Consider the following 22,804-nt stretch of genomic DNA (forward strand, 5'->3'; position numbering starts at 1 on the left):
CGCCTCGGGGGCAGCGAAGCCCCCGGCCTGCGCCCGGAGTGCCACCGTGCCCGGGCGATCACTGATCCCCTCGTCCCGGACCCGCTGCCAAAAATGGCCAATATGGTCCCGGGCGTCTCTCGTAGCGGCATAGCGTCGAGTCAGACCGGAAACCCCGTGTCGTGGCGGTACGTCGCTTTTTTCACCTACGTCACGCAACGGCGCGCGACAGGAGCCAGAGGACATGCAGACCAAGCTGGACGAAGCCAAGGCCGAGCTGCTCGCACGGGCGGCCCGGGTAGCTGACAACGGTCCGGGCGGTGGTGTCGGCGGCCCGGGCGGTACCCCCCGGGTGCACGTTGCGGGCACCGGGGCCGGCACCACCGGTGCCGGGCAGGACGAGCGTCCGGGCCCGGACGTGCTGCTCTCGTACCTCCAGCGCTACTACCTGCACACCGCTCCGGAGGACCTCGCCGGCCGCGACCCGGTCGATGTCTTCGGTGCTGCTTCCTCCCACTACCGGCTCGCGGAGAACCGCCCGCAGGGCACCGCGAACGTCCGGGTGCACACCCCGACCGTCGAGGAGAACGGCTGGACGTGCAGCCACTCCGTCGTCGAGGTCGTCACCGATGACATGCCGTTCCTGGTCGACTCCGTCACCAATGAGCTGTCCCGGCAGGGGCGCGGCATCCATGTCGTGATCCACCCGCAGGTCGTCGTCCGTCGCGATGTCACCGGCAAGCTCATCGAGGTCCTTGCCGAGGGCAACGGCCTCTCTGTCGGCGAGCAGGGCCGCAAGGGCGCCAACGGGACCACGCACACGCTGCCGCACGACGCGCTCGTCGAGTCCTGGATCCACGTCGAGATCGACCGCGAGACCGACCGCTCCGACCTGAAGCAGATCTCCCTGGATCTGCTCCGCGTGCTGTCCGACGTACGGGAGACCGTCGAGGACTGGGAGAAGATGCGCGACGCCGCGCTGCGCATCGCCGACGACCTGCCCGGCGAGCCGCTCGACGAGCTCGCCGACGAAGAGGTGAACGAGGCCCGGGAGCTGTTGCGCTGGCTCGCCGCCGACCACTTCACCTTCCTCGGCTACCGCGAGTACGAGCTGAAGGACGGCGACGCGCTGGCGGCCGTCCCCGGCACCGGCCTCGGCATCCTCCGCTCCGACCCGCACCACAGCGAGGACGAGGCGCACCCGGTCAGCCCGTCCTTCGACCGGCTGCCCGCAGACGCCCGCGCCAAGGCCCGCGAGCACAAGCTGCTGATCCTCACCAAGGCGAACAGCCGGTCCACCGTGCACCGCCCCAGCTACCTCGACTACGTCGGCGTGAAGAAGTTCGACACCGACGGCAACGTCATCGGTGAGCGCCGCTTCCTCGGACTGTTCTCGTCCGCCGCCTACACCGAGTCCGTGCGCCGGGTGCCGGTCATCCGCCGCAAGGTCGCCGAGGTGCTGGAGGGCGCGGGCTTCTCGCCCAACAGCCACGACGGACGCGATCTGCTGCAGATCCTGGAGACGTACCCGCGCGACGAGCTCTTCCAGACGCCCGTCGACCAGCTGCGCTCCGTCGTCACGTCCGTGCTGTACCTCCAGGAGCGGCGCCGGCTGCGCCTCTACCTCCGCCAGGACGAGTACGGGCGCTACTACTCCGCGATCGTCTACCTGCCGCGGGACCGCTACACCACCGGTGTGCGGCTCCGGCTGATCGACATCCTGAAGGAGGAGCTCGCCGGCACCAGCGTCGACTTCACCGCCTGGAACACCGAGTCGATCCTCTCCCGGCTGCACTTCGTCGTCCGAGTCGCGCCCGGCACCGAGCTGCCCGACCTGACCGACGCCGAGGCCGACCGCATCGAGGCGCGTCTCGTCGAGGCCGCCCGCTCCTGGGCCGACGGCTTCCAGGAGGCGCTGAACGCCGAGTGCGGTGAGGAGCGCGCCGCCGAGCTGCTGCGCCACTACGGTCACTCGTTCCCCGAGGGCTACAAGGCCGACCACACGCCGCGCGCCGCCGTCGCCGACCTGGTCCAACTCGAAGCGCTGAAGAAGGACGAGAAGGACTTCGCGCTCAGCCTGTACGAGCCGGTCGGCGCCGGCCCCGGTGAGCGTCGCTTCAAGATCTACCGGACGGGTGAGCAGGTCTCCCTCTCCGCCGTTCTCCCGGCGCTCCAGCGGCTCGGGGTCGAGGTCGTCGACGAGCGTCCGTACGAGCTGCGCTGCGCGGACCGTACGCATGCCTGGATCTACGACTTCGGGCTGCGGATGCCGCAGGTCAACGGCAGCGGCACGTACCTCGCCGACGACGCCCGCGACCGTTTCCAGGACGCGTTCGCCGCGGTGTGGACCGGGCAGGCCGAGAACGACGGCTTCAATTCCCTGGTGCTGGGTGCCGGTCTGAGCTGGCGGCAGGCGATGGTGCTGCGTGCCTACGCGAAGTACCTGCGGCAGGCCGGTTCGACCTTCAGCCAGGACTACATGGAGGACACCCTCCGTAACAACGTCCACACCACCCGGCTGCTGGTCTCCCTCTTCGAGGCCCGGATGTCGCCCGGCCGGCAGAGCGCCGGCACCGAGCTGACCGACGGTCTCCTCGAAGAGCTCGACGGGGCGCTCGACCAGGTCGCCTCGCTCGACGAGGACCGGATCCTGCGGTCCTTCCTCACCGTCATCAAGGCGACCCTGCGCACGAACTTCTTCCAGATGGCGGACGGCGGCAAGCCGCACGCGTACGTCTCGATGAAGTTCGACCCGCAGGCCATCCCGGATCTTCCGGCGCCCCGCCCGGCGTTCGAGATCTGGGTGTACTCGCCGCGTGTCGAGGGTGTCCACCTGCGCTTCGGCAAGGTCGCCCGCGGTGGTCTGCGCTGGTCGGACCGGCGGGAGGACTTCCGTACGGAGATCCTCGGCCTGGTCAAGGCGCAGATGGTGAAGAACACCGTCATCGTGCCGGTCGGCGCCAAGGGCGGTTTCGTCGCCAAGCAGCTGCCGGACCCGGCCGTCGACCGTGACGCCTGGATGGCCGAGGGCATCGCCTCGTACCGGACATTCATCTCGGCGCTGCTCGACATCACCGACAACCTGGTGGCCGGCGAGGTCGTGCCGCCCGTCGACGTCGTGCGCCACGACGAGGACGACACGTACCTCGTCGTCGCCGCCGACAAGGGCACCGCGAGCTTCTCCGACATCGCCAACGAGGTCGCCGTCGGGTACGGCTTCTGGCTCGGCGACGCGTTCGCCTCCGGTGGTTCCGCCGGTTACGACCACAAGGGCATGGGCATCACCGCCCGCGGCGCCTGGGAGTCCGTGAAGCGGCACTTCCGCGAGCTCGGTCACGACACCCAGACCGAGGACTTCACGGTCGTCGGCGTCGGCGACATGTCCGGTGACGTGTTCGGCAACGGCATGCTGCTCTCCGAGCACATCCGGCTCGTCGCCGCGTTCGACCACCGGCACATCTTCCTCGACCCGACCCCGGACGCCGCCACCTCGTACGCCGAGCGGCGCCGCCTCTTCGACCTGCCGCGCAGCTCCTGGGCCGACTACAACAAGGACCTGCTCTCCGCGGGCGGCGGCATCCACCCCCGTACCGCGAAGTCGATCCCGGTCAACGCGCACGTCCGCGAGGCGCTCGGCATCGAGTCGGGGGTCACCAAGATGACGCCCGCCGACCTGATGCAGACCATCCTCAAGGCGCCCGTCGACCTGGTGTGGAACGGCGGCATCGGTACGTACATCAAGTCGTCGGCCGAGTCGAACGCGGACGTCGGCGACAAGGCCAACGACGCGATCCGCGTCAACGGCCAGGACCTGCGGGCCAAGGTCGTCGGCGAGGGCGGCAACCTCGGCGCGACCCAGCTCGGCCGGATCGAGTTCGCCCGGGGCGGCGGCCGGATCAACACCGACGCGATCGACAACAGCGCCGGTGTGGACACCTCCGACCACGAGGTGAACATCAAGATCCTGCTCAACGGACTGGTCCGGGACGGCGACATGACCGTCAAGCAGCGCAACAAGTTGCTCGCGGACATGACCGACGAGATCGGCCGCCTGGTGCTGCGCAACAACTACGCGCAGAACACCGTGCTCGCCAACTCCGTCACCCAGTCCGCCTCCCTGCTCCACGCCCAGCAGCGCTTCATGCGCCGCCTGGGCCGCGACGGCCACCTGGACCGCGCGCTGGAGTTCCTGCCCGCGGACCGGCAGATCCGGGAGCTGCTGAACAGCGGCAAGGGGCTCACCCAGCCCGAGCTCGCCGTGCTGCTGGCCTACACGAAGATCACCACATCCGACGAGCTGATCCGGACCAGCCTGCCGGACGACCCGTACCTGCAGAAGCTGCTGTACGCCTACTTCCCGGAGCAGCTGCGCGCGCAGTTCCCCGAGGCGGTCGACGGACACGCGCTGCGTCGCGAGATCATCACCACGGTGCTGGTCAACGACACGGTGAACACCGGTGGTTCGACCTTCCTGCACCGGCTGCGGGAAGAGACCGGCGCATCGATCGAGGAGATCGTGCGGGCGCAGGCCGCGGCCCGCGAGATCTTCGGCCTGGGCCAGGTGTGGGACGCCGTCGAGGCGCTCGACAACAAGGTCGCCGCCGATGTGCAGACCCGGATCCGGCTGCACTCGCGTCGGCTCGTCGAGCGCGGCTCGCGCTGGCTGCTCGGCAACCGGCCGCAGCCGCTGGAGATCGCCGGGACGATCGGCTTCTTCAAGGACGGCGTCGACCAGGTCTGGGCCGAGCTGCCCAAGATGCTGAAGGGCGCCGACGAGGAGTGGTACCAGTCGATCCTGGAAGAGCTCAGCGAGGCGGGCGTCCCGGACGAGCTGGCGCAGCGCGTCGCCGGGTTCTCCTCCGCCTTCCCGGCGCTCGACATCGTGGCGATCGCCGAGCGCGTCGGCAAGGACCCGCTCGCCGTCGCCGAGGTCTACTACGACCTCGCGGACCGGCTGGGCATCACCCAGCTGATGGACCGGATCATCGAGCTGCCGCGGAGCGACCGCTGGCAGTCCATGGCCCGCGCCTCCATCCGTGAGGACCTGTACGCCGCGCATGCCGCGCTCACCGCGGATGTGCTGGGCGTGGGCAACGGGACGTCGACGCCGCCGGAGCGGTTCGAGGCGTGGGAGGAGAAGAACGCGGCGATCCTGACGCGTTCGCGCTCCACGCTGGAGGAGATCCGGGGGTCGGACGCGTTCGACCTGGCGAACCTGTCGGTGGCCATGCGGACGATGCGGACGCTGCTGCGTACGCACGGCTGATCGGGCGGCGACTGTACGGAAGGGGGGCGCCCCGGGCTTCGGCCCGGGGCGCCCCCCTTCGGTTCGGGTTCGCTACTTCTTGGCGGTGGTGAACTTCTCGTACGCGGCGACGACGTCCTTCGCCGGACCGTCCATCCGCAGCGTTCCCGCCTCCAGCCAGATCGCCCGGTCGCAGGTCTCGGTGATCGACTTGTTGCTGTGGCTGACCAGGAAGACGGTGCCCGCTTCCTTGCGCAGCTCGATGATGCGCTCCTTGCTGCGCCGCTGGAACTTGGCGTCGCCCGTGGACAGCGCCTCGTCGATCAGCAGGACGTCGTGGCTCTTGGCGGCGGCGATGGAGAAGCGCAGCCGGGCGCCCATGCCCGAGGAGTACGTCCGCATCGGGAGGGTGATGAAATCGCCCTTCTCGTTGATGCCGGAGAAGTCGACGATCTGCTCGTAGCGCTCGCGGATCTCCTCGCGGGTCATGCCCATCGCGAGCCCGCCGAGGATGACGTTCCGCTCGCCGGTCAGATCGCTCATCAGGGCCGCGTTGACCCCGAGCAGCGAAGGCTGGCCCTGGGTGTGGACCCGGCCCTTCGACGGCGGCAGCAGACCCGCGATCGCCTTCAGCAGCGTCGACTTCCCGGAGCCGTTGGAGCCGATCAGGCCGATCGCCTCGCCCTTGTACGCGGCGAAGCTGACGCCCTTCACGGCGTGCACCTCGCGTACTCCGGGGGCCTGCCGTCGCGAGGTGATCCGGCTGAGGGCCGAGGTGGCGCTGCCCCTTCCGGTACGGGCGCCATTGACCTTGTACGTGATGTGGACGTCGTCGACGACGACGGTCGGGACCCGCTCGTCGGTGCCATTCATGTTCTCAGCCACGTCCGTACAGCTCCTCGGCCTTCCAGAAGTACACGAAGCCGCCCACCCCGCACACGAGCGCCCAGCCCGCGGCGACGGCCCACACATGCGGGGGCAGCTGGGACCCGCTGAAACTGTCGATCAGGGCGAACCGCATCAGGTCGATGAAGACGGCGGCCGGATTGCACTCCAGCGCCACCTTCACGAAGTGCGGTACTCGGTCTCCCTTGAGCAGCGCGTCGATGCTCCACATGACGCCGGAGGCGTACATCCAGGTGCGCAGGACGAACGGCGTCAGCTGGGCGATGTCCGGGGTCCGGGCGGCCAGCCGTGCCACCACCATCGAGACGCCGGTGTTGAACACGGCCTGCAGGAAGAGTGCCGGAACGGCCAGCAGCCAGGACGGCCGCGGGAACTGCCCGAACCCGATGAGGATCAGCACCAGCGCGCCCAGCGAGAACAGCAGCTGCTGAAGCTGCTGCAGGGCCAGGGCGATCGGCAGCGAGGCGCGCGGGAAGTGCAGGGCCCGTACGAGGCCGAGGTTTCCGCTGATCGCGCGGGTGCCCGCAGTGATCGAGCTGCTGGTGAAGGTCCAGATGAAGACGCCCGTGACGAGGAACGGCACGAAGTCCTCGACATTGCGCTTCGTGTTCATCAGGACGCCGAAGATGAAGTAGTAGACCGTCGCGTTGAGCAGCGGGGTCATGATCTGCCAGATCTGGCCGAGCTTCGCCTGGCTGTACTGGGCGGTGAGCTTGGCGGTGGCGAATGCCGTGATGAAGTGCCTGCGCCCCCACAGCTGCCGGATGTAGGTGCCCAGGGTCGGTCGGGCGCCGCTCACGGTCAGCCCGTGCCTCGCCGCGAGCGCGGCGAGCTCGCCCGGTTCGTACACCGGGAGGAGCGCGGTGGCGGGGTCCGCATCGGTCACCGCCGGGGCCGGTGAGGCCGGCGGGGTCGCTGAGGCTGTTGTCTGGCTCACCACGATCGCTTTCGACGGGAGGGCAGGAACAATCGCGATCGCCGGAACGGAACCGTATCGTCGCTACGTCGAGGGTAGGGCGCATAGACGTCGCAACGCAACCGTTTCGTCGTTACGGACTATCATTCTGGCCATGACCACCGACCCGGGAACCCGCCGTCGCGTCCCCGCCGGAGCCGCTGTGCTGCGCGAGGACGTCACCGATGCCATTCGCAGCGCCGTCTTCGAGGAACTGGCGGCGGTCGGCTTCGCCCGGATGTCGATCGAGGGCATCGCCCGGCGTGCGGGCGTCGGCAAGACCGCCGTCTACCGCCGCTGGAAGTCCAAGCTGGCGCTGGTTCTCGACCTGGTCTCCGCCGTCGCCGTCCAGGGCATGCCTGCTCCGGCCACCGGTTCGCTGTACGGGGACGTCCGCGCCGTCCTGCAACTGGCCGCCTACGCCCTGCGTCACCCCGTCGCCTCGCAGATCATCCCGGACCTGCTGGTCGAAGCGGCACGCAACCCGGAGATCTCGGACACGATCAAGGCGGCCCTGCTCGACCCGCAGCAGGGCATCGCCGCCGTGGTCGTCCGGGACGCCGTCGCCCGCGGTGAGCTGCCCGAGGACAGCGACCCGGACCGCGCGCTGGACCTGATCGTCGGACCGCTCTACTGGCGGCTCGCGGTCGTCCGCGGCGAGCTGCCCAAGGGGTACCTCGACGATCTCGCCGCCTCGGCGGTTGCCGCCCTCAAGAAGAACTGACCGCCCCCTCCGCCGCCTGTGGCGCCAGCAGCCGGTCCACGACCCTGGCCGCCGCCCCGCCGTCGTCCAGGTCGCAGAAGTCCCTGCGGAAGCTGTCGTAGGCCTCCGCATGCCGCTGCGCCGACGCGGCCAGGGTGCCGGGGTTGCGCAGCGCCCGGGCGATCTCGTCCGTGCCGACGAGCAGCGGGCCGGGCGCGCGGGTCTCGAAGTCGAGGCAGAAGCCGCGCACGGTGTCGCGGTAGTGCTCCAGGTCGTACGTGTGGAAGAGCATGGGCCGGCCGGTGTGCGCGAAGTCGAACATCAGCCCCGTGTAGTCGGTGACCAGGACGTCGGCGATCAGCAGCAACTCGGCGGTGTCCGGGTGCGCGGACACATCGCGTACGTGGGGGCCGTCGGGCACGGAGCCGGCCACCCGCGGATGCCTGCGCACCAGCACGGTGTGGGTGTCGCCGAGCGCCTCCGACAGGGCCGAGGGGTCGAGCGCCGGATCCCAGCGACAGCGGTGGGATCCGGCGTCGGCGGCCGCGTGGGCCAGGTGGTCCCGGTAGGTCGGTGCGTACAGCACCACCTGGCGCCCGGCCGGGATGCCGAGCCTTCGCCGTACCCGCTCGGCGGTCCTCTCCCGGTCGGCGGCGAAGAGCAGATCGTTGGCGGGCGAGCCGGCCTCCAGGACCTCGCCGTCGTAGGCGAGCGCCCGGCGCAGATGGGGGGTGGCCCAGCTGCTGGGGGAGACGAGGACGGACCATTGGGCGGCGCGGTGCGGCAGGGACGCCAGGTGGTGGTGGTCGGCGTAGAGGGAGTCGGTGAGGTCCGTGCCGAAGCGGCCGAGCGGGGCGCCGTGCCAGGTCTGCACGACCGTCTGCCCGGGGCGCCGATCGAACCACTCGGGGAGCTGGTCGGCGGTGACGATCCGGCGCGCCCGTGCCAGGGCCTCGTACCAGGCGGTGCTGTGCTCGACGAGCGGCACGGCGGTGGGCGGAAGGTGCCCCTGTCGTCCGTCCGTCACCCAGAGGTGCTCGAACTCCACGCCCCGGCGCACGAGTTCGTGGTGGACGGCGCGAGGGGAGTCGCCGCCGGTGTACAGAACGGTGTCGCGCAGCGGCAGGGCGCGTTGCGCCGGGTAGTACGTGCCACGCAGGGCGGCCTGGCGGTACGCGCCCCGTTCGGCGGGTGCGAGGACCGGGCCTGCGTGCAGGGTCAGCCGGTCGCCGTGACGGCGGTCGAGAGTGAACTCCCTGGCAAGGACGGTGGGTTCGACCTTCCTGCGGAGCGGCAGCTGCGCGGTGAGCGCGGTCAGCACCCGGACGGGCAGCCCGCCCAGATGCGCATCCCAGCGCCCCTCGTGCAGACCCGCCGCGACCGACGGGGCGAGGAACGCGGTGAAACGGCCTGCGCCGCGCCGGCCCCCGGGCGTCTCTTCGTACGACACCGGGATGGTCAGCGTCTCGCGCAGCGCGTCATGCCGCAGCACGAGCGGGGGTGCGCCCTCCGCCGAACCTGCCGCGCCCTCCAGGCGCAGCGCCCCGTCCGCCGTCCACTCGGCCCGGTCCACGACCGGCTGCCCGGTCAGGTCCAGGACCAGTTCGCCCCCCGCGTCGGCGAGTGCCGGAAGCGGCAGGTCCGGTGCGGCGGGGAGCGGCACGCGGGAGCCGTTCGCAAGGATCATCCGTGCCCGCCACCGCCCGCCGGGCTCCGCCTCGACCTCACGTGGCGCCCGGTGCGGCGGGCCGGGTGCGTCCGCCATGCGGGCGAGGTCGGCGAGCGGGATCCGTACCGTGAAGCGTTCGCCGGCCCGGCACTCGAACGGGTAGCGGTACTCGCTCTCCAGCGCCCCGTCGCACGTCAGCACCAGCGACTTCGGCCGCGCACCCCCGTACAGCCGGCCCGTCAACTCCAGCTCGTCCCCCGTGCGATGGGCCTCGCACCGGGCGGAAAGCCGTGCCACGGTCAGCTGCAGCCGCCCGCCCCGGTAGTCGAGCACCGCCCGCCGCCCGTCGCCCAGGTCGTGGACCAGCGACTGGACCGCACCCGCCTCCACGGCCCGCACCGCCACGCGCCGCACCACACCGTGCCCGGCGACCACCACTCCGACCAGCCAGCTGCCCGGCCGCAGCCGCCTCGGGTCGAGGACCAGCTCGAAGCCGGAACCGTCATAACTGTGCAACTCCTGGCCGGAGTCGACGGTCGCCTCAGGGGCGGGAACGGTCCGCACCGGCACGGTCCGAAGCTGTGTGCCCCGGGTCGCGCGCACCATCCCCATCTTCAGCGAGTGGCGCGGAGCCGAGGCCGACAGATTGCGGATGTACGCGTATCCGCGCAGCCGGAGCTTCCCGTCGCCGCCCCACTCCGCCCCGAGCAGCCGCGCCACCGCGGGGAGATCGGTCCTGGCCGGGCGGGCGCTCTCCGGCACGCCGGGGAAGGCCGCCCGCCGCCGTCCGGGTACACCGGTGACCGCGAACGTACCCGCGCCATTGGCCCGTTCGAAGTCGAGTACCGACAGCAGCTCGGCCGTCCTGCGCTCCCGCACCAGCTGCCACTTGATCCGCAGCTCCACGGGCAGCTCGTCGAGGACCGCAGGCCCCGCACGGTCGAGGAACGCGCCCGCACCGGCCATGAACGCGTCCCGGTATTCGGGCCCGCCCATCGGCAGCCCCTCCAGGAAGTACACGAAGTCGTCGCGCAGGCAGGACGCGTCGTAGCGGTGGCGAGCGCCCCTGTTCGCCTCCCGTCCGCCGAGAAACGCGCTGACCTGCTCGCAGGCCGCGATCCGGTCCCGTACGCCCTTCACATCCGTACGCCGCCGGGTGATCGAACCCTCCCGCACCCGCCAGTAGTAGACGTGCTCGTGCAGCACATCGACGGAACCGGCGAGGAAGTGCGCGGGGATCATCACCGGGGTGTCCTCGTAGAGCTTCCCCTCCGGAAAAGCGAAGGCGTGCCGGTCCCAGAACGAACGCCGGAACACCTTGTTCCAGGCGACCCGGTCGGCGAGCAGCCGGGGATCCCGGCTGATGTGGGTGCGCGCGCGGGTCCCGGTCAGCCAGCGGTACTGCCAGGCCTGCTGCCGGCCCTGCTCGGTCAGCCGCCAGACATTGCCGGTCGCCAGGTCCGATCCGGTCGACTCCAGCGATGCCAGCATCCGCTCGTACGCGTCGTGGACGACGATGTCGTCGCTGTCGGCGAACGCCAGATACGGGACGCCGGGTGTGGTGTGCCGTACCCCCGCGTTACGGGCCGCGCTCAGCCCCGCATTGGGCTGGCGGACATAGCGGAAGCGCCGGTCGCGGGCGGCGAAGGCCTCCGCGATCGCCGTGCTGCCGTCCGTCGAGCCGTCGTCGACGAGCACCACCTCGATGGCGTCGACGGACTGCTCGGCCACCGACCGCAGGCATGGCTCCAGATACTCCTCGACGTTGTGGACGGGCACGACGACACTGAGACGAGGCTTCATGCCCGGGTCAACCCGGGCGGACGCCCCGAGTCACCGGCACTGACCCGAACGGGTGAACGCGCGATTCGGTACGCGGTCCGTGCGCGGTTACGCTCGGCTGCCATGCTCCGTCTCAGTGTCGTCGTGCCCGTCCACCGCGTTCAGGGATATCTCAGGGAGACCCTGGAGTCCGTGCTCGACCGGTCGGACGCCGGGACCGAACTGATCGTCGTCGACGACGGATCGACGGACGGTAGCGCCGAGATCGCCGCCGAGTTCGCCGAACGCGACCACAGGACAAGGGTGTTGAGCCTTCCCGGGCACCGCGGTGCGGGACCGGCCCGCAACGCAGGGGCCGCCGAGGCGCGCGGCACGTACCTGCTCTTCCTCGACGGGGACGACCTGCTGCGACCGGGCGCACCGGAAGCGATCGCCGACCGGCTCGCCCGGAGCGAGCCCGACGTGCTGCTCCTCGGGCACGACCGCATCGACTGGTGGGGCGAGACCGTCCCCGCCGACGATCTCCCGTCCGTCCGCAACCGGCTCTTCCGCCGGGAGTTCTGGACCGCGCACGGCCTCCACTTCACCGACGGCCCCTACGAGGACGTCCTCCCCGTCCATCGTGCCGAACTCCTCGCGGCCGACGCGGGCACCCTCGCCGAGCTCGACCGGTTCTGTGTCCGCCACCGCATCCGCCGCACCGGCACCTTCGCCACCACCCCCGGCCGCCACCACTTCGCGGTCATCGACGCGTACGAGCGGCTGCGCACCGAGACGGGTCACGACCCGCGCGTCGAGGAGGCGCGCACCCGCCATCTGCGTGCCGTGCTCGCCGACCCCGGCCGGATCGCTCCGCCCGACCGCCCCGCCTTCCACCGCGCCGCCGGCCTCCCCGGCAGCTACACCGCCCACCGTGCCCAGCAGGCCGTTCGCGACCGGCGCGCCCGGACCACCGCCGCCCTGCGCCGCCGGAAGAAGACGCTGCGCGCCCGCGTCATGCGCGCCGCCTACCGCGCCGACCTGCACCGGCCGCTCGACCCCCGCCTCGCGGTCTACGGCGCCTACTGGAACCGGGGCGTCGCCTGCAACCCTGCCGCGATCCACGCCAAGGCGCGCGAACTCGCCCCGCACATCCGGGGCGTCTGGGTCGTTTCGTCCCGCCACCGCGACCGGATGGAGCCCGGTACCCCGTATGTCATCGAGGGCTCCCGCGCCTACTGGCGGGCCATGGCCACCGCCACGTATCTGATCAACAACTCCAGCTTCCCCGGTGGCTTCACCAAGCGCCCCGGCCAGATCTACCTCCAGACCCACCACGGCACCCCGCTCAAGACCATGGGGCTCGACCAGCGCGCCTACCCGGCCCTCACCAACGGCATCAGCTTCGAGAAGATCGTCGCCCACGCCGACCAGTGGGACTTCTCCCTCTCCGCCAACCCGCACACCACCGAGATCTGGGACCGGGTCTACCCGTCCGCGTACGAGCATCTGAACCTCGGCTACCCGCGCAACGACGTCTTCTTCACCGCCACCGCCGCGCAGCGGGCCGAGATCCGGGACCGGCTCTCCCTCGCCCCCGAACAGACCGCGCTGTTGTACGCGCCGACCCACCGCGACTACCGCAAGGGCTTCGTCCCCCGCCTCGACCTGGAACGCCTCGCACGCGAACTCGGTCCGGATCATGTGGTGCTGGTGCGCGCCCACTACTTCTACGGCCGCTCCGCGCGGCTGCACGGCGCCCGTGTGATCGACGTGACCGGGCACCCGTCCGTCGAGGAACTCTGCCTCGCCTCCGACGTGTTGATCACCGACTACTCGTCCCTGATGTTCGACTACGCCTGCCTGGACCGCCCGATCATCAGCTATGCCCCGGACTGGGCCGCCTACCGGGCCTCGCGCGGCACCTACTTCGACCTGCTGTCCGGCCGCCCCGGCGACACCCCGGGCGCCATCGCCACCACCGAGGACGAACTGATCGAGGTGTTCAGGTCGGGGGAGTGGCGGTCGGCGCGGACCACCGCGCTCCGGGCCGCGTTCCGGGAGCGGTTCTGTCCGTACGACGACGGGCGCGCCGCCGAGCGCGTCGTGCGACGGCTGTTCCTGGACGGCGCCTAATGTCACACGTTCGAGGCCGTAACCGGTGACCCCCGGGCGTTCACGGGGTTGAGCCATACGGACAACCAGGCCCCCGATGAACGGACGTGCTCAACATGCCGCCACGGCTCAGTGTCGTCGTCCCCGTCCACAACGTCGAGCTCTATCTGACGGACTGCCTGAAGTCCCTCGCGGAGCAGACCATGGCCGATCTGGAGGTGGTGATGGTCGACGACGGGTCCACCGACGACAGTGCCGCCCTGGCCGCCGCATTCGCCGCACAGGACAGCCGCTTCCGGCTGGTCAGCCAGAAGAACGGCGGACTCGGGCACGCCCGCAACACCGGTGTCCGCAACTGCGACCCGGGCAGCAGCTACCTCGCCTTCGTCGACAGCGACGACATCCTCCCGCCCCGCGCGTACGAACTCCTCGTCGGCGCACTCGACGAGACCGGCTCCGACCTCGCGTCCGGCAATGTGCTCCGGCTGCGCGTCTCCGGAAAGCTCCAGCAGTCGCCCAACTTCCGCAAACCCATGGCGAGCACCCGGCTGCGCACCCACATTTCCCGCGACTGGGACCTGGCCGCCGACCGGATCGCCTGCAACAAGGTCTTCCGCCGGTCCTTCTGGAACGAGCACGCCTTCGCCTTCCCGGTCGGCGCCCTCTACGAGGACATTCCCGTCGTCCTTCCCGCCCACTTCCTGGCCCGCACCGTCGACGTCGTCAAGGACCCCGTCTACCACTGGCGCGACCGGGCGGGCTCGATCACCACCCGTCGCGCCGTCGTCCGCGGCATCCAGGACCGGGCCTCGCACGTACTGGGCGTCTCCACCTTCCTCGACGAGCACCGCAGCGCCGCCGAAAAGCGCCGCTACGAGGCGCATGTCCTCGCCAACGACCTCTGGTACTTCATGGAGGCGCTGCCCGACGGCGACGACGAGTACCGCCGCGCCTTCCTCACGTACGCCAACGAGTTCACCGACCAGGTCGACCCCACCGTCCTCGACGGGCTGCCGCTGCGCCTGCGCCTGATGTGGCACCTCGTACGCGAGCGGCGCACCGACGAACTGCTGGCGCTGCTCGCCCACGACAAGGCCGAACCGGGCGCGTTCGCCGTACGGGGCGTGCGGCGCCGCAGCGCCTCGTACCCGGGACTGACCCGGCCCCTGCCACGGTCGGTGCTGCGCGTCGGTGACCAGGACCTGCCGCTCACCGCCCGGCTGCGCGAGGCGCACTGGCGGGGCGGGAAACTGCACCTCAAGGGGTACGCCTACATCCGCAACCTGCCCGCCGCCTCGCGGCGCAGCGAGTTCCGGGCGGGGTGGCTGCGGGCCGGCCGACGGCATCTGGTGCCGCTTCGGCTGCGTACCGTCGACGAGCCGGAGGCCACCGCACGCTCCCGGCAGAGCCTGCACGACTACGACCGGTCCGGCTTCGAGACGGTCGTCGACCCGGCCAGGCTCCGGATCGATCCCGGTGGCTCTGCCGAACGGCTCACCTGGCGCCTCGAAATCGGCATCGCAGGCCACGGGATGCTGCGCCGCTCCGACGTCTCCACCGACGAGGCGGCGGCGGCGCCGCCCGTGCACCGGCCGGACGGCGACCACCGGATCGTGCCCGCCTTCGAGAGCGGCAAGCTGGTGCTGCACGCCGAGCGGATCGACGCCCGGTTCGAAACGCACCGGGAGGGCGGCGCGGGCGACGGGACACGCACCGTGGTGATCGACGGCATGATCCGCGACCGCCTCGGCACGGGCCCGTTGCGGATCGGCCTCACCCACCGGCCCTCCGGCACCTCCGTCGACTGCCCGGCGGCGGTCCACGAGGGCGCCGTACCGTCGGCGGCGGGCTGGCGGCGTTTCACCGCCGAGATCCCGCTCGGCGCGTTGACCGACGCCCGGCCGCCGACGGGCGCGGGCACCGTCCCGTACAGCCTCCACATCGTCGGACCGGACGGCCGCCGGACACCGATCGATGTGCCGGGACCCGTCCTGCCGGGCCGCTACCCGGTCGCGCGCGGCGCGGACGGCGCCAGACGGGAGCTCGCTCTCACCGCCGGCTCCCGCGGCAATCTGCTGATCAGCGACCGGACCGTACAGCCCGCCTGCGAGCTGGCGAGCTGGACCGAGGACGGCCTGCTGCTCCTGGAGGGCACCTTCCCCGACGACCCGGACCGGCCCGTCGACCTGGTCGCCCGGCACAGCGGACACCGGGAGGAGGCCGTGTTCCCGGTGGCCCTCTCCGGGCCCGCGGAGGCCCGCCGGTTCCGGGCCGAGCTGCGGCCGGACGCCGTCGAGGCACCCGGCGGGGCACTGCCGCTGGGCGAGGGCCACTGGTACCTCTTCCTCCGTGAGAAGGGCGCCACCGACGAGACGCTCGACCTGCCGCTGCGCATCCCGGCCGCCGCCCACCGCACCCTCCCCGCAACGCGAACCCTTGCGGGGCGTCGGTACGTCATCGAGCGGCGCTACCACGACCAGCTGCTCATCGACTGCGCGTCGGTGCTCAGCGCCGCCGAACGCGGCGTCCGCGGCAAGCGGCTGCTGCGCGAGGCGTACGGAAGGCGGCGGACGGCGGCACCCCTGCGCGACGCCGTGCTCTACAGCAGCTTCGACGGCCGCCAGTATTCCGACTCACCGCGGGCGATCTACGAGGAACTGACTTCCCGTACCACCGAGTTCGAGCACCTGTGGGTCGTCCGTGATCAGCAGGCCCGCATCCCGGCGGGCGCCACCGCCGTCATCCACGGCTCCGCCGACTGGCACGAGGCGCTGGCCCGCAGCCGCCACATCGTCACCAACACCCAGCTGCCCGATTGGTTCGAACGGCGCGACGGCCAGACCGTCGTGCAGACCTGGCACGGCACCCCCCTCAAGCGCATCGGTCTCGACCTCGCGGGCACCGCCCAGGCCAACGCCGCCTACATCGCCGGCATTGAACAGCGCGCAAGGCAGTGGAGTGTCCTCGTCTCCCCGAACAGCTTCTCCACCCCCGTCCTGCGGCGCTCCTTCGGCTACCGGGGGGAGATGCTGGAGTGCGGCTACCCCCGCAACGACCTCTTCCACGCCTCGGACCGCACCAAGGTGGCCGCCTCGGTGCGGGAGCGGCTGGGGATCCCCTCGGACAGGCGGGTCGTGCTGTACGCGCCGACCTGGCGCGAGGACCGGCCGCAGGGCGGCGGGAGGTATGCCCTGGACCTTCAGCTCGACCTGGCGGCCGCCGAACGAGAACTCGGCGCCGACAGCGTGCTGTTGGTGCGTCGCCACTATCTGGTCACCGACCGGCTTCCGGACACCGGAAGCGGCTTCGTGCGGGACGTCTCGCGCTACGGGGACGTCGGCGAGCTGATGCTCATCAGCGACGCGCTGGTCACCGACTACTCCTCGCTGATGTTCGACTTCGCGCAGACCGGACGCCCGATGCTGTTCCACACGTACGACCTGGCCCATTACCGCGACACCCTGCGCGGCTTCTGTTTCGACTTCGAGAACCGCGCCCCCGGTCCCCTGATCCCCGACTCCGCCGACCTCGTCGAGGCGCTGCGTGATCCGGTCCGGGCCACCGAGGGACACGCGCAGGCGTACGAGGCATTTCGGCGGGACTTCTGCGATCTCGACGACGGGCATGCGGCGCAGCGGGTAGTCGACCGGATGCTGTAGGCGGCGCAGTGGTGTTCCCCGGTCCCGGCCCCCGTACGCCGTGGGGGCCCGGAACCGGGCCCGGGGTGAAGCGGTGGTGAACGCGAACGGGCTCGCGGGAATGCGGGCTGCATGAACCGTTCGAGTGATTCGCGCCATCCGGTGCGGGTGCCGTTGAGCAGGGAATTGATTCCCGTCCCGCTTAAGTATGTTGATCGGTGCGCTGCATAGCGGCCTCTGGTTGCTACGTTCTGTTTTCATGGGTATCCGAATGTGGTGCGCCACCTGGAGCGTACGACGCGCAAGAGCCGTCGTGCTCGTCGCCGCGGCCGTCGGGCTGCTTGTCAGAATGCTGATCGCCGCAAACACGCCGGGCCCCGCCGACGTGCGCATCTTCCAAGGTTTCGCAAAGGCCATCACCGTTTACGGCCCCATTCGCATTTACGAGCAGCCGCTGCCCGGGCTGCCCGTCTACAACCATCCTCCGTTGGCCGGGTGGATGCTTCTCGGGTTGAATGAACTCGCCGAAATCGGAATGTCGTTCGGGACGCTGATCCGATCACCTGCCTCGATCGCCGACTTCTTCTGCGCGCTCGTCGTGTTCGAAATCGTCCGGCGGCGCGGCTCTCTCCGTACCGCGGTCGCCTGCGGAACGGGCGTGGCCCTCAGTCCCGTACTGATCGCCACGTCCGGGTACCACGGCAACACCGACGCGGTCGCCGTCACCTTCGCCCTCGCCGCCGCGTATCTGCTGGCCGACCGGAAGGCGCCGCTGGCCGCGGGGGTGGCCGCCGCGCTCTGCATCAGCGTCAAGTTCGTCCCCGTCGTGGTGATCCCCGCGCTGTTCGTCGTCGCGCTGCGCGGCGGGCGGCCGGTGTTCGTCCGCTTCACCGCGGGGTTCACCGCCCTGATCGCCCTCGTCTGGGGGCCGGTCCTGGTGACCGTGCCGGAGAACCTGAAGGAGAACGTCCTGGAGTACGCGGGCGGCAACTACCGCCTCTGGGGGCTCGTCCGGTTCGCCGATGTGCTCGGTCTGCCGGAGCCGTTCATCGCCTTCATCCGTGGCGAGGGCCACTTCCTCTTCGTGGTGATCTGTGTGGCCGTCGGCGTCTGGCTGGCCTGGGTGCGGCCCGCGCAGCTGCCCGGGGTCGTCGCCGTGACGATGGGCCTGCTGCTCCTCCTCTCCACCGCCTCCGCCCTCCAGTACCTGACCTGGGCGGCAGCCGCGATGTTCGTCATCGGGTTCTGGGAGGGACTCGCGTACAGCTGCCTGCTCGGCTGGACGGCCGTCCTCGGCTACCAGGGACGCTCCGCCGTGCGCTGGAGCGAAACGGTGCTGCAGCTCGGCGCCGCCGGGTGGTTCGTCCTTGCGATCGGACTGGTCAGCGGCGTCCGCAAGATCCTCGCCGCCCCGCCGGACGCGCCCTCGCCGACCTCCGCCGAACGGGCGTCGGTCACGGCGCCCCGCGCCTCACGGCCGTCCGGTTCCGCCGTCAACTGACCACACCCGAGCACAACTGGAGAACCTCCCGTGAAGGAAAGCACCAGCCCCAGGATCGGCATCCTGGTGGTCGCGTACAACGCCGAGACGACGCTGGAGAACACCCTCGACCGCATTCCGGAGGATTTCCGGTCCCGGATCACGGAGGTCCTCATTCTCGACGACGCGAGCCATGACGCGACCTTCACCGCAGGCTGCCGCTGGTCCCAGGCGGAGGGGATGCCCAGGACCGTCGTGATGCGGCACACCAAGAACCTCGGATACGGCGGGAACCAGAAGGCCGGATACGCGCTGGCCGCCGAACACGGACTCGACATCATCGTGCTGCTGCACGCCGACGGACAGTACGCCCCCGAATTGCTTCCCGACATGGTCGACCCCATTGAACGCGGCGAATGCGAAGCCGTGTTCGGATCGCGGATGATGAAGTCTGGCAGCGCCCTCAAGGGCGGCATGCCGATGTACAAATGGCTCGGCAACCGCATTCTCACCCGGCTGGAGAACGGGCTCCTCGGCTCGCAGCTCACCGAATTCCACTCCGGCTACCGTGCCTACAGCGTCGCGGCACTCAAGAAACTGCCGATCGGCCGGAACACCGACGCGTTCGACTTCGACACGCAGATCATCGTCCAGCTGCTCAACGAAGGAATGCGGATCAAGGAGATCCCCGTACCGACGTACTACGGCGACGAGATCTGCTACGTCAACGGGATGAAGTACGCGAAGGACGTCGTCAAGGACGTCCTCGAATACCGCCTCGCCGTCAAGGGATTCGGCACCTGCGCCTGGATCCCCAAGCCCGTCGAGTACGCCTTCAAGGAGGGCGACGGCTCCTCCCACGCCGTCATCCTGGAGAAGATGCGGGCGCTCCCGCCCGGCCGCGTGCTCGATCTCGGCTGTTCCGGCGGGCTGTTCGCCCAGCGCCTCGAAGCCCTCGGACACGAGGTGACCGGCGTCGACTACATCGAGGTGCCAGGGGTCCGCGAGAAGTGCACACACTTCCATCTCGCCAACCTGGAGGAGGGGCTGCCCGCCGAGATCGGCGTCGACTTCGACTATGCGGTCGCCGGCGATGTCATCGAGCACCTCTCCCGCCCCGAACGCGTCCTCGCCGAGGTGGCGACCGTGCTGCGGCCGGGCGGCCAGGTACTTCTCTCCGTACCGAACTTCAGCCACTGGTACTCACGGCTGCGGGTCGCGCTCGGGATCTTCGACTACGACCGGCGCGGCATCCTCGACGAAACGCATCTGCGTTTCTTCACCCGGGCCAGCCTTCGCCGCACCGTCCGGAACGCGGGCTACGACGTCCTCGACATCGCCTCCACCGGGGCGCCGTTCTGGTCCCTGCTCGGCGGCCGCGGACCCCTTCCCGCGATCCTCAGCGGGCTCTCGAAGCTGCTGACCCGGATCCGGCCGACGCTGTTCGGCTATCAGCACGTCGCACTGCTCACCCCGCATGCGGCCGAGACGATCATCGCTGGAGAACACGTCGATGTTCAGGACATCCTCAACCGACAGTACGTCCCTGCCGACCGGGTCGGGGTCTGAGACCGCGGCTCCCGCCGCCTCCGTGCCCGCCCCCTCACGCGCTCCCGGGCCGCCGCCCGCCCCCGCAGTCAGGAGCAAGACCTTGACCCTGCCCAGTCTGGCGCTGCTCCTGTTCGCCGTGTTCGCGTCGGCGGGCGGCCAGATCATGCTCAAACACGGTATGAAGGGCGCCGCGGCGGCGGCCGGGCGCGACGGCGGATCGCTCGTGATCCGCGCCGCGACCAGCCCGTGGGTCGTCCTCGGACTGGTCGTCTTCGCGGTCTCCGCGCTCGCCTGGATGGCGACGCTGGCCAAGGTGCCGCTCAGCATCGCGTACCCGTTCAACGCGCTCGGCTACCTGCTGATCGTGATGGCCGGATCGACGGTGCTGCACGAGCGGACCTCGATGTGGACCTGGGGCGGCTCGTTGCTTGTCGTCATCGGCCTCGCCACGGTTATGGCGGGCCAGCAACGCTGAGGCGCATCCCCGGGGCCGGGTGCGCGCCATCGATCTCCCCCATAGCCTCAAGGGCATGGGAGGGACCTCCTTGCCGGGCGGGACGATCAAGCCCGTCCGGTGACCGATGGCGGACGCCCGCCGGGCGCCGCCGGTTCTCCCAGCAGCACCGCCCGCACCACCCGTTCCGCCGCGTGCCCGTCGTCGTACGGACAGAACCGCGCCCGGAACGCCGCCCGCAGCGCCCCGTTCTCCACGCTGTCCCAGCTGCCGTCGAGGAGGATCCGGGCGAGCTCCTCCGTACTGGTGGAGACCGCCCCGGGAGTGTCGCCCGGCGCCCCGGACAGCAGATCGAAGCAGACCCCCCGGACCGTGCGGTACGTCTCCCAGTCCGGGGCGTGCACCACGATCGGGCGGTCCAGTGCCGCGTAGTCGAACATCACCGACGAGTAGTCCGTCACCAGCGCGTCGGCCGCCAGGCACAGCTCCTCGATCCGCGGATGGTCGCAGACATCGAGGAGCGTCGGACGGTCCGGCAGCCCCGCACCGTCGTAGAAGTAGTGCGCGCGGACCATGATCACGGTGCTCGGGCCGAGCGCATCGGCGAGCCGTTCCAGATCGATCCGGCTGGTGAACGACGCCTCGTAGTCGCGGTGCGTCGGCGCGTACAGCACGGCGCGCTGCCCGGGCCGGATACCGAGCCCGGCCCGGATCTTCGCGATCTGTGCGCCCGTGGCCGTCGTCAGGACGTCGTTGCGCGGGTAGCCGGTTTCCAGCGACCGCGCGGCGCTCGGGTAGGCGCGGGCCCACACCTCCGTGGAGTGCGGATTGGCGGAGACGCTCCAGTCCCACCGGTCGACCCGCTGGAGCAGCCGGTCGAAGTTCAGGCCCTGCGCCGCCGCCGGATACTCCATCTGATCCAGACCCATGATCTTCAGTGGGGTGCCGTGGTGGGTCATGACATGGATCTGGCCGGGGCGTTTGGCCAGGTGGTCGGGGAAGTTGACGTTGTTGAAGAAGTACGTGGCACGGGCCAGCAGCGCCCAGTAGCGGCGGGTTCCCGGCACCACGTGGTCGATGCCGGGCGGCACCGCGTCCACCTGGTTCTTCGACACCACCCACACCCCGCGCACTCCGGGAGCCAGCTCCTGGGCCTTGCGGAAGATCGCTTCCGGATTGCAGCTGACGCCGCGGTTCCAGTACGCGGCGTAGACGGCGAGCCCGCGGTCGAGCGGGCGCCTGCGCTGCCACCAGTAGTAGCGCGCGGACAGCCTGCCCTTGGCCTGTGCGCGGAGTGCTGCGGGTGCGGAGCGCGCACCCCGGCGCAGGGCGAGCACGGCGTCGAGGGCGCCGAGCGCCACGTACCGGCCGGCGCCGATCAGCCGCGGACGCAGCCCCTTGGCGCCGCCGGGGAACCGGTGCCCCTCGGGCCGGTGCGTACGGTGGAATGCGGCCACGGACCGTACGTACCGTCGCCTGCGCCGCCGCTTCACCGACGGATATCCGCCGAGGAGTTCCTGGGCGGCCCGGTCGAAGAGCAGGGTGCGCAGCGGGTGCAGCACCGGCCGGTCCCCGAGGAACGTCATCAGCTCGGCGTACGCCTCCACGAGCTGGAGCGGCGTCGTGCCGTCCGTCGGCTCCGACTTGTCGGCGAGGTCCGGCAGATAGCGCTGCCGGCGGTGTTCGACACAGGCGAGCGGCAGAACGGCGACCGATGCGGCGGTGGCCAGCGTCTGGAGCGCGTACATCCGCTCTCCGTGCTGTCCCGGCCCGAAGGCCAGCTTCTCCGACTCGTGGAGGGTGCGGCGCACGGCTCGGTTCCAGGAGACCGGGGCGATGTCGAGGAGCCCGGAGTGCTCGGCGAGGGTGAGCCGGCCGGCGGGCAGCCCGCGCAGCAACTCCAGCGACCGGGTCGGCTGGGGGCGGCCGCGGAACGGCCGCTTATGGTGGCCGAACAGCAGCAGGTCCGGGTCGCCCGTGGCATCGAGCCGGTCGGCGACGGCCTGCAACGCGCCCGGCAACAGGACGAAGTTCCCCTCCAGGAAGAGGAAGTAGTCGCCGACCGCCCGCTCCGCCCCGGCGTTGCGCCGACCGGCGGCGCCCGCACCCTCGTCCGCCGGGAGGTGGACGGTCTGCACCCGGTCGTCCCGGGCGGCGAACTCGTCGAGCAGCAGTCCCGAGCCGTCCGGCGCCCCGTCATCGACACCGATCACCTCGATGTCCGTGAACGACTGCGAGAGCACCGACTCCAGGCACTCGCGCAGATGTCCGCGGGCGCGACGGACGGGGATGATGACACTCAGCCGGGGCATACACGCTCTTTCTCGGTCACTGGCACAGCGGGGCGA

The 22,804-nt window shown here is 70.6% G+C and carries 11 protein-coding genes; 7 read left to right on the forward strand and 4 right to left on the reverse strand.

Annotation, left to right across the window (positions count from 1 at the left end; all coding sequences use genetic code 11):
• Positions 1 to 223: 223 nt before the first annotated feature.
• A complete protein-coding gene (locus OG395_RS32210; RefSeq protein ID WP_327246051.1) occupies positions 224 to 5,245 on the forward strand; it encodes an NAD-glutamate dehydrogenase in 5,022 nt (1,673 codons plus the stop codon).
• Between the two features lie 72 nt (positions 5,246 to 5,317).
• Here OG395_RS32210 and OG395_RS32215 read toward each other — a convergent pair whose 3' ends face one another.
• Both OG395_RS32215 and OG395_RS32220 read right to left on the reverse strand, forming a co-directional pair.
• On the reverse strand, positions 5,318 to 6,097 hold the full coding sequence (locus OG395_RS32215) for an ABC transporter ATP-binding protein (RefSeq protein ID WP_327249523.1): 780 nt from the start codon (positions 6,095 to 6,097) through the stop codon (positions 5,318 to 5,320).
• Between the two features lie 4 nt (positions 6,098 to 6,101).
• On the reverse strand, positions 6,102 to 7,016 hold the full coding sequence (locus OG395_RS32220; RefSeq protein ID WP_327246052.1) for an ABC transporter permease: 915 nt from the start codon (positions 7,014 to 7,016) through the stop codon (positions 6,102 to 6,104).
• Positions 7,017 to 7,200: 184 nt separating this feature from the next.
• On the opposite strand from OG395_RS32220, the gene OG395_RS32225 reads away from it, so the two are divergent.
• Entirely contained in the window at positions 7,201 to 7,809 is a 609-nt protein-coding gene (locus OG395_RS32225; protein WP_327246053.1) for a TetR/AcrR family transcriptional regulator, read from the forward strand.
• On the opposite strand, the gene OG395_RS32230 is transcribed toward OG395_RS32225, so the two are convergent.
• Positions 7,796 to 11,260: a bifunctional glycosyltransferase/CDP-glycerol:glycerophosphate glycerophosphotransferase gene (locus OG395_RS32230; protein ID WP_327246054.1), complete on the reverse strand. Its 3,465-nt coding sequence runs from the start codon at positions 11,258 to 11,260 to the stop codon at positions 7,796 to 7,798. The two genes, OG395_RS32225 and OG395_RS32230, sit on opposite strands and share 14 nt — an antisense overlap.
• Positions 11,261 to 11,362: 102 nt before the next feature.
• On the opposite strand from OG395_RS32230, the gene OG395_RS32235 reads away from it, so the two are divergent.
• The 5 genes from OG395_RS32235 (at position 11,363) to OG395_RS32255 (ending at position 20,477) form a co-directional block, all read left to right on the forward strand.
• Positions 11,363 to 13,354 (forward strand): bifunctional glycosyltransferase/CDP-glycerol:glycerophosphate glycerophosphotransferase, encoded by a 1,992-nt coding sequence (locus tag OG395_RS32235; RefSeq protein ID WP_327246055.1) that lies wholly within the window; start codon positions 11,363 to 11,365, stop codon positions 13,352 to 13,354.
• 95 nt (positions 13,355 to 13,449) lie between these two features.
• Positions 13,450 to 16,992, forward strand: a complete 3,543-nt coding sequence (locus tag OG395_RS32240) for a bifunctional glycosyltransferase/CDP-glycerol:glycerophosphate glycerophosphotransferase (RefSeq protein WP_327246056.1) — start codon at positions 13,450 to 13,452, stop codon at positions 16,990 to 16,992.
• Positions 16,993 to 17,230: 238 nt separating this feature from the next.
• On the forward strand, positions 17,231 to 18,472 hold the full coding sequence (locus tag OG395_RS32245; protein ID WP_327246057.1) for a hypothetical protein: 1,242 nt from the start codon (positions 17,231 to 17,233) through the stop codon (positions 18,470 to 18,472).
• A gap of 30 nt (positions 18,473 to 18,502) precedes the next feature.
• Positions 18,503 to 20,020, forward strand: a complete 1,518-nt coding sequence (locus tag OG395_RS32250) for a bifunctional glycosyltransferase/class I SAM-dependent methyltransferase (RefSeq protein WP_327246058.1) — start codon at positions 18,503 to 18,505, stop codon at positions 20,018 to 20,020.
• An 82-nt stretch (positions 20,021 to 20,102) separates the two neighbouring features.
• Positions 20,103 to 20,477: a hypothetical protein gene (locus OG395_RS32255; protein WP_327246059.1), complete on the forward strand. Its 375-nt coding sequence runs from the start codon at positions 20,103 to 20,105 to the stop codon at positions 20,475 to 20,477.
• A gap of 86 nt (positions 20,478 to 20,563) precedes the next feature.
• Here OG395_RS32255 and OG395_RS32260 read toward each other — a convergent pair whose 3' ends face one another.
• Positions 20,564 to 22,768, reverse strand: coding sequence for a bifunctional glycosyltransferase/CDP-glycerol:glycerophosphate glycerophosphotransferase (locus OG395_RS32260; protein ID WP_327246060.1), 2,205 nt, complete (start codon positions 22,766 to 22,768; stop codon positions 20,564 to 20,566).
• Positions 22,769 to 22,804: the final 36 nt, after the last annotated feature.

This window comes from Streptomyces sp. NBC_01320, from assembly GCF_035974375.1.
In the GTDB taxonomy this organism is placed as follows: Bacteria; Actinomycetota; Actinomycetes; order Streptomycetales; family Streptomycetaceae; genus Streptomyces; species Streptomyces yanii.

Excerpts from the sequence above, each read along its gene's own strand:
- OG395_RS32210 (WP_327246051.1), top strand. The coding sequence starts at position 224 with ATGCAGACCAAGCTGGACGAAGCCAAGGCCGAGCTGCTCGCACGGGCG.
- OG395_RS32215 (WP_327249523.1), bottom strand. The coding sequence starts at position 6,097 with ATGAATGGCACCGACGAGCGGGTCCCGACCGTCGTCGTCGACGACGTC.
- OG395_RS32225 (WP_327246053.1), top strand. The coding sequence starts at position 7,201 with ATGACCACCGACCCGGGAACCCGCCGTCGCGTCCCCGCCGGAGCCGCT.
- OG395_RS32230 (WP_327246054.1), bottom strand. The coding sequence starts at position 11,260 with ATGAAGCCTCGTCTCAGTGTCGTCGTGCCCGTCCACAACGTCGAGGAG.
- OG395_RS32235 (WP_327246055.1), top strand. The coding sequence starts at position 11,363 with ATGCTCCGTCTCAGTGTCGTCGTGCCCGTCCACCGCGTTCAGGGATAT.
- OG395_RS32240 (WP_327246056.1), top strand. The coding sequence starts at position 13,450 with ATGCCGCCACGGCTCAGTGTCGTCGTCCCCGTCCACAACGTCGAGCTC.
- OG395_RS32245 (WP_327246057.1), top strand. The coding sequence starts at position 17,231 with ATGGGTATCCGAATGTGGTGCGCCACCTGGAGCGTACGACGCGCAAGA.
- OG395_RS32260 (WP_327246060.1), bottom strand. The coding sequence starts at position 22,768 with ATGCCCCGGCTGAGTGTCATCATCCCCGTCCGTCGCGCCCGCGGACAT.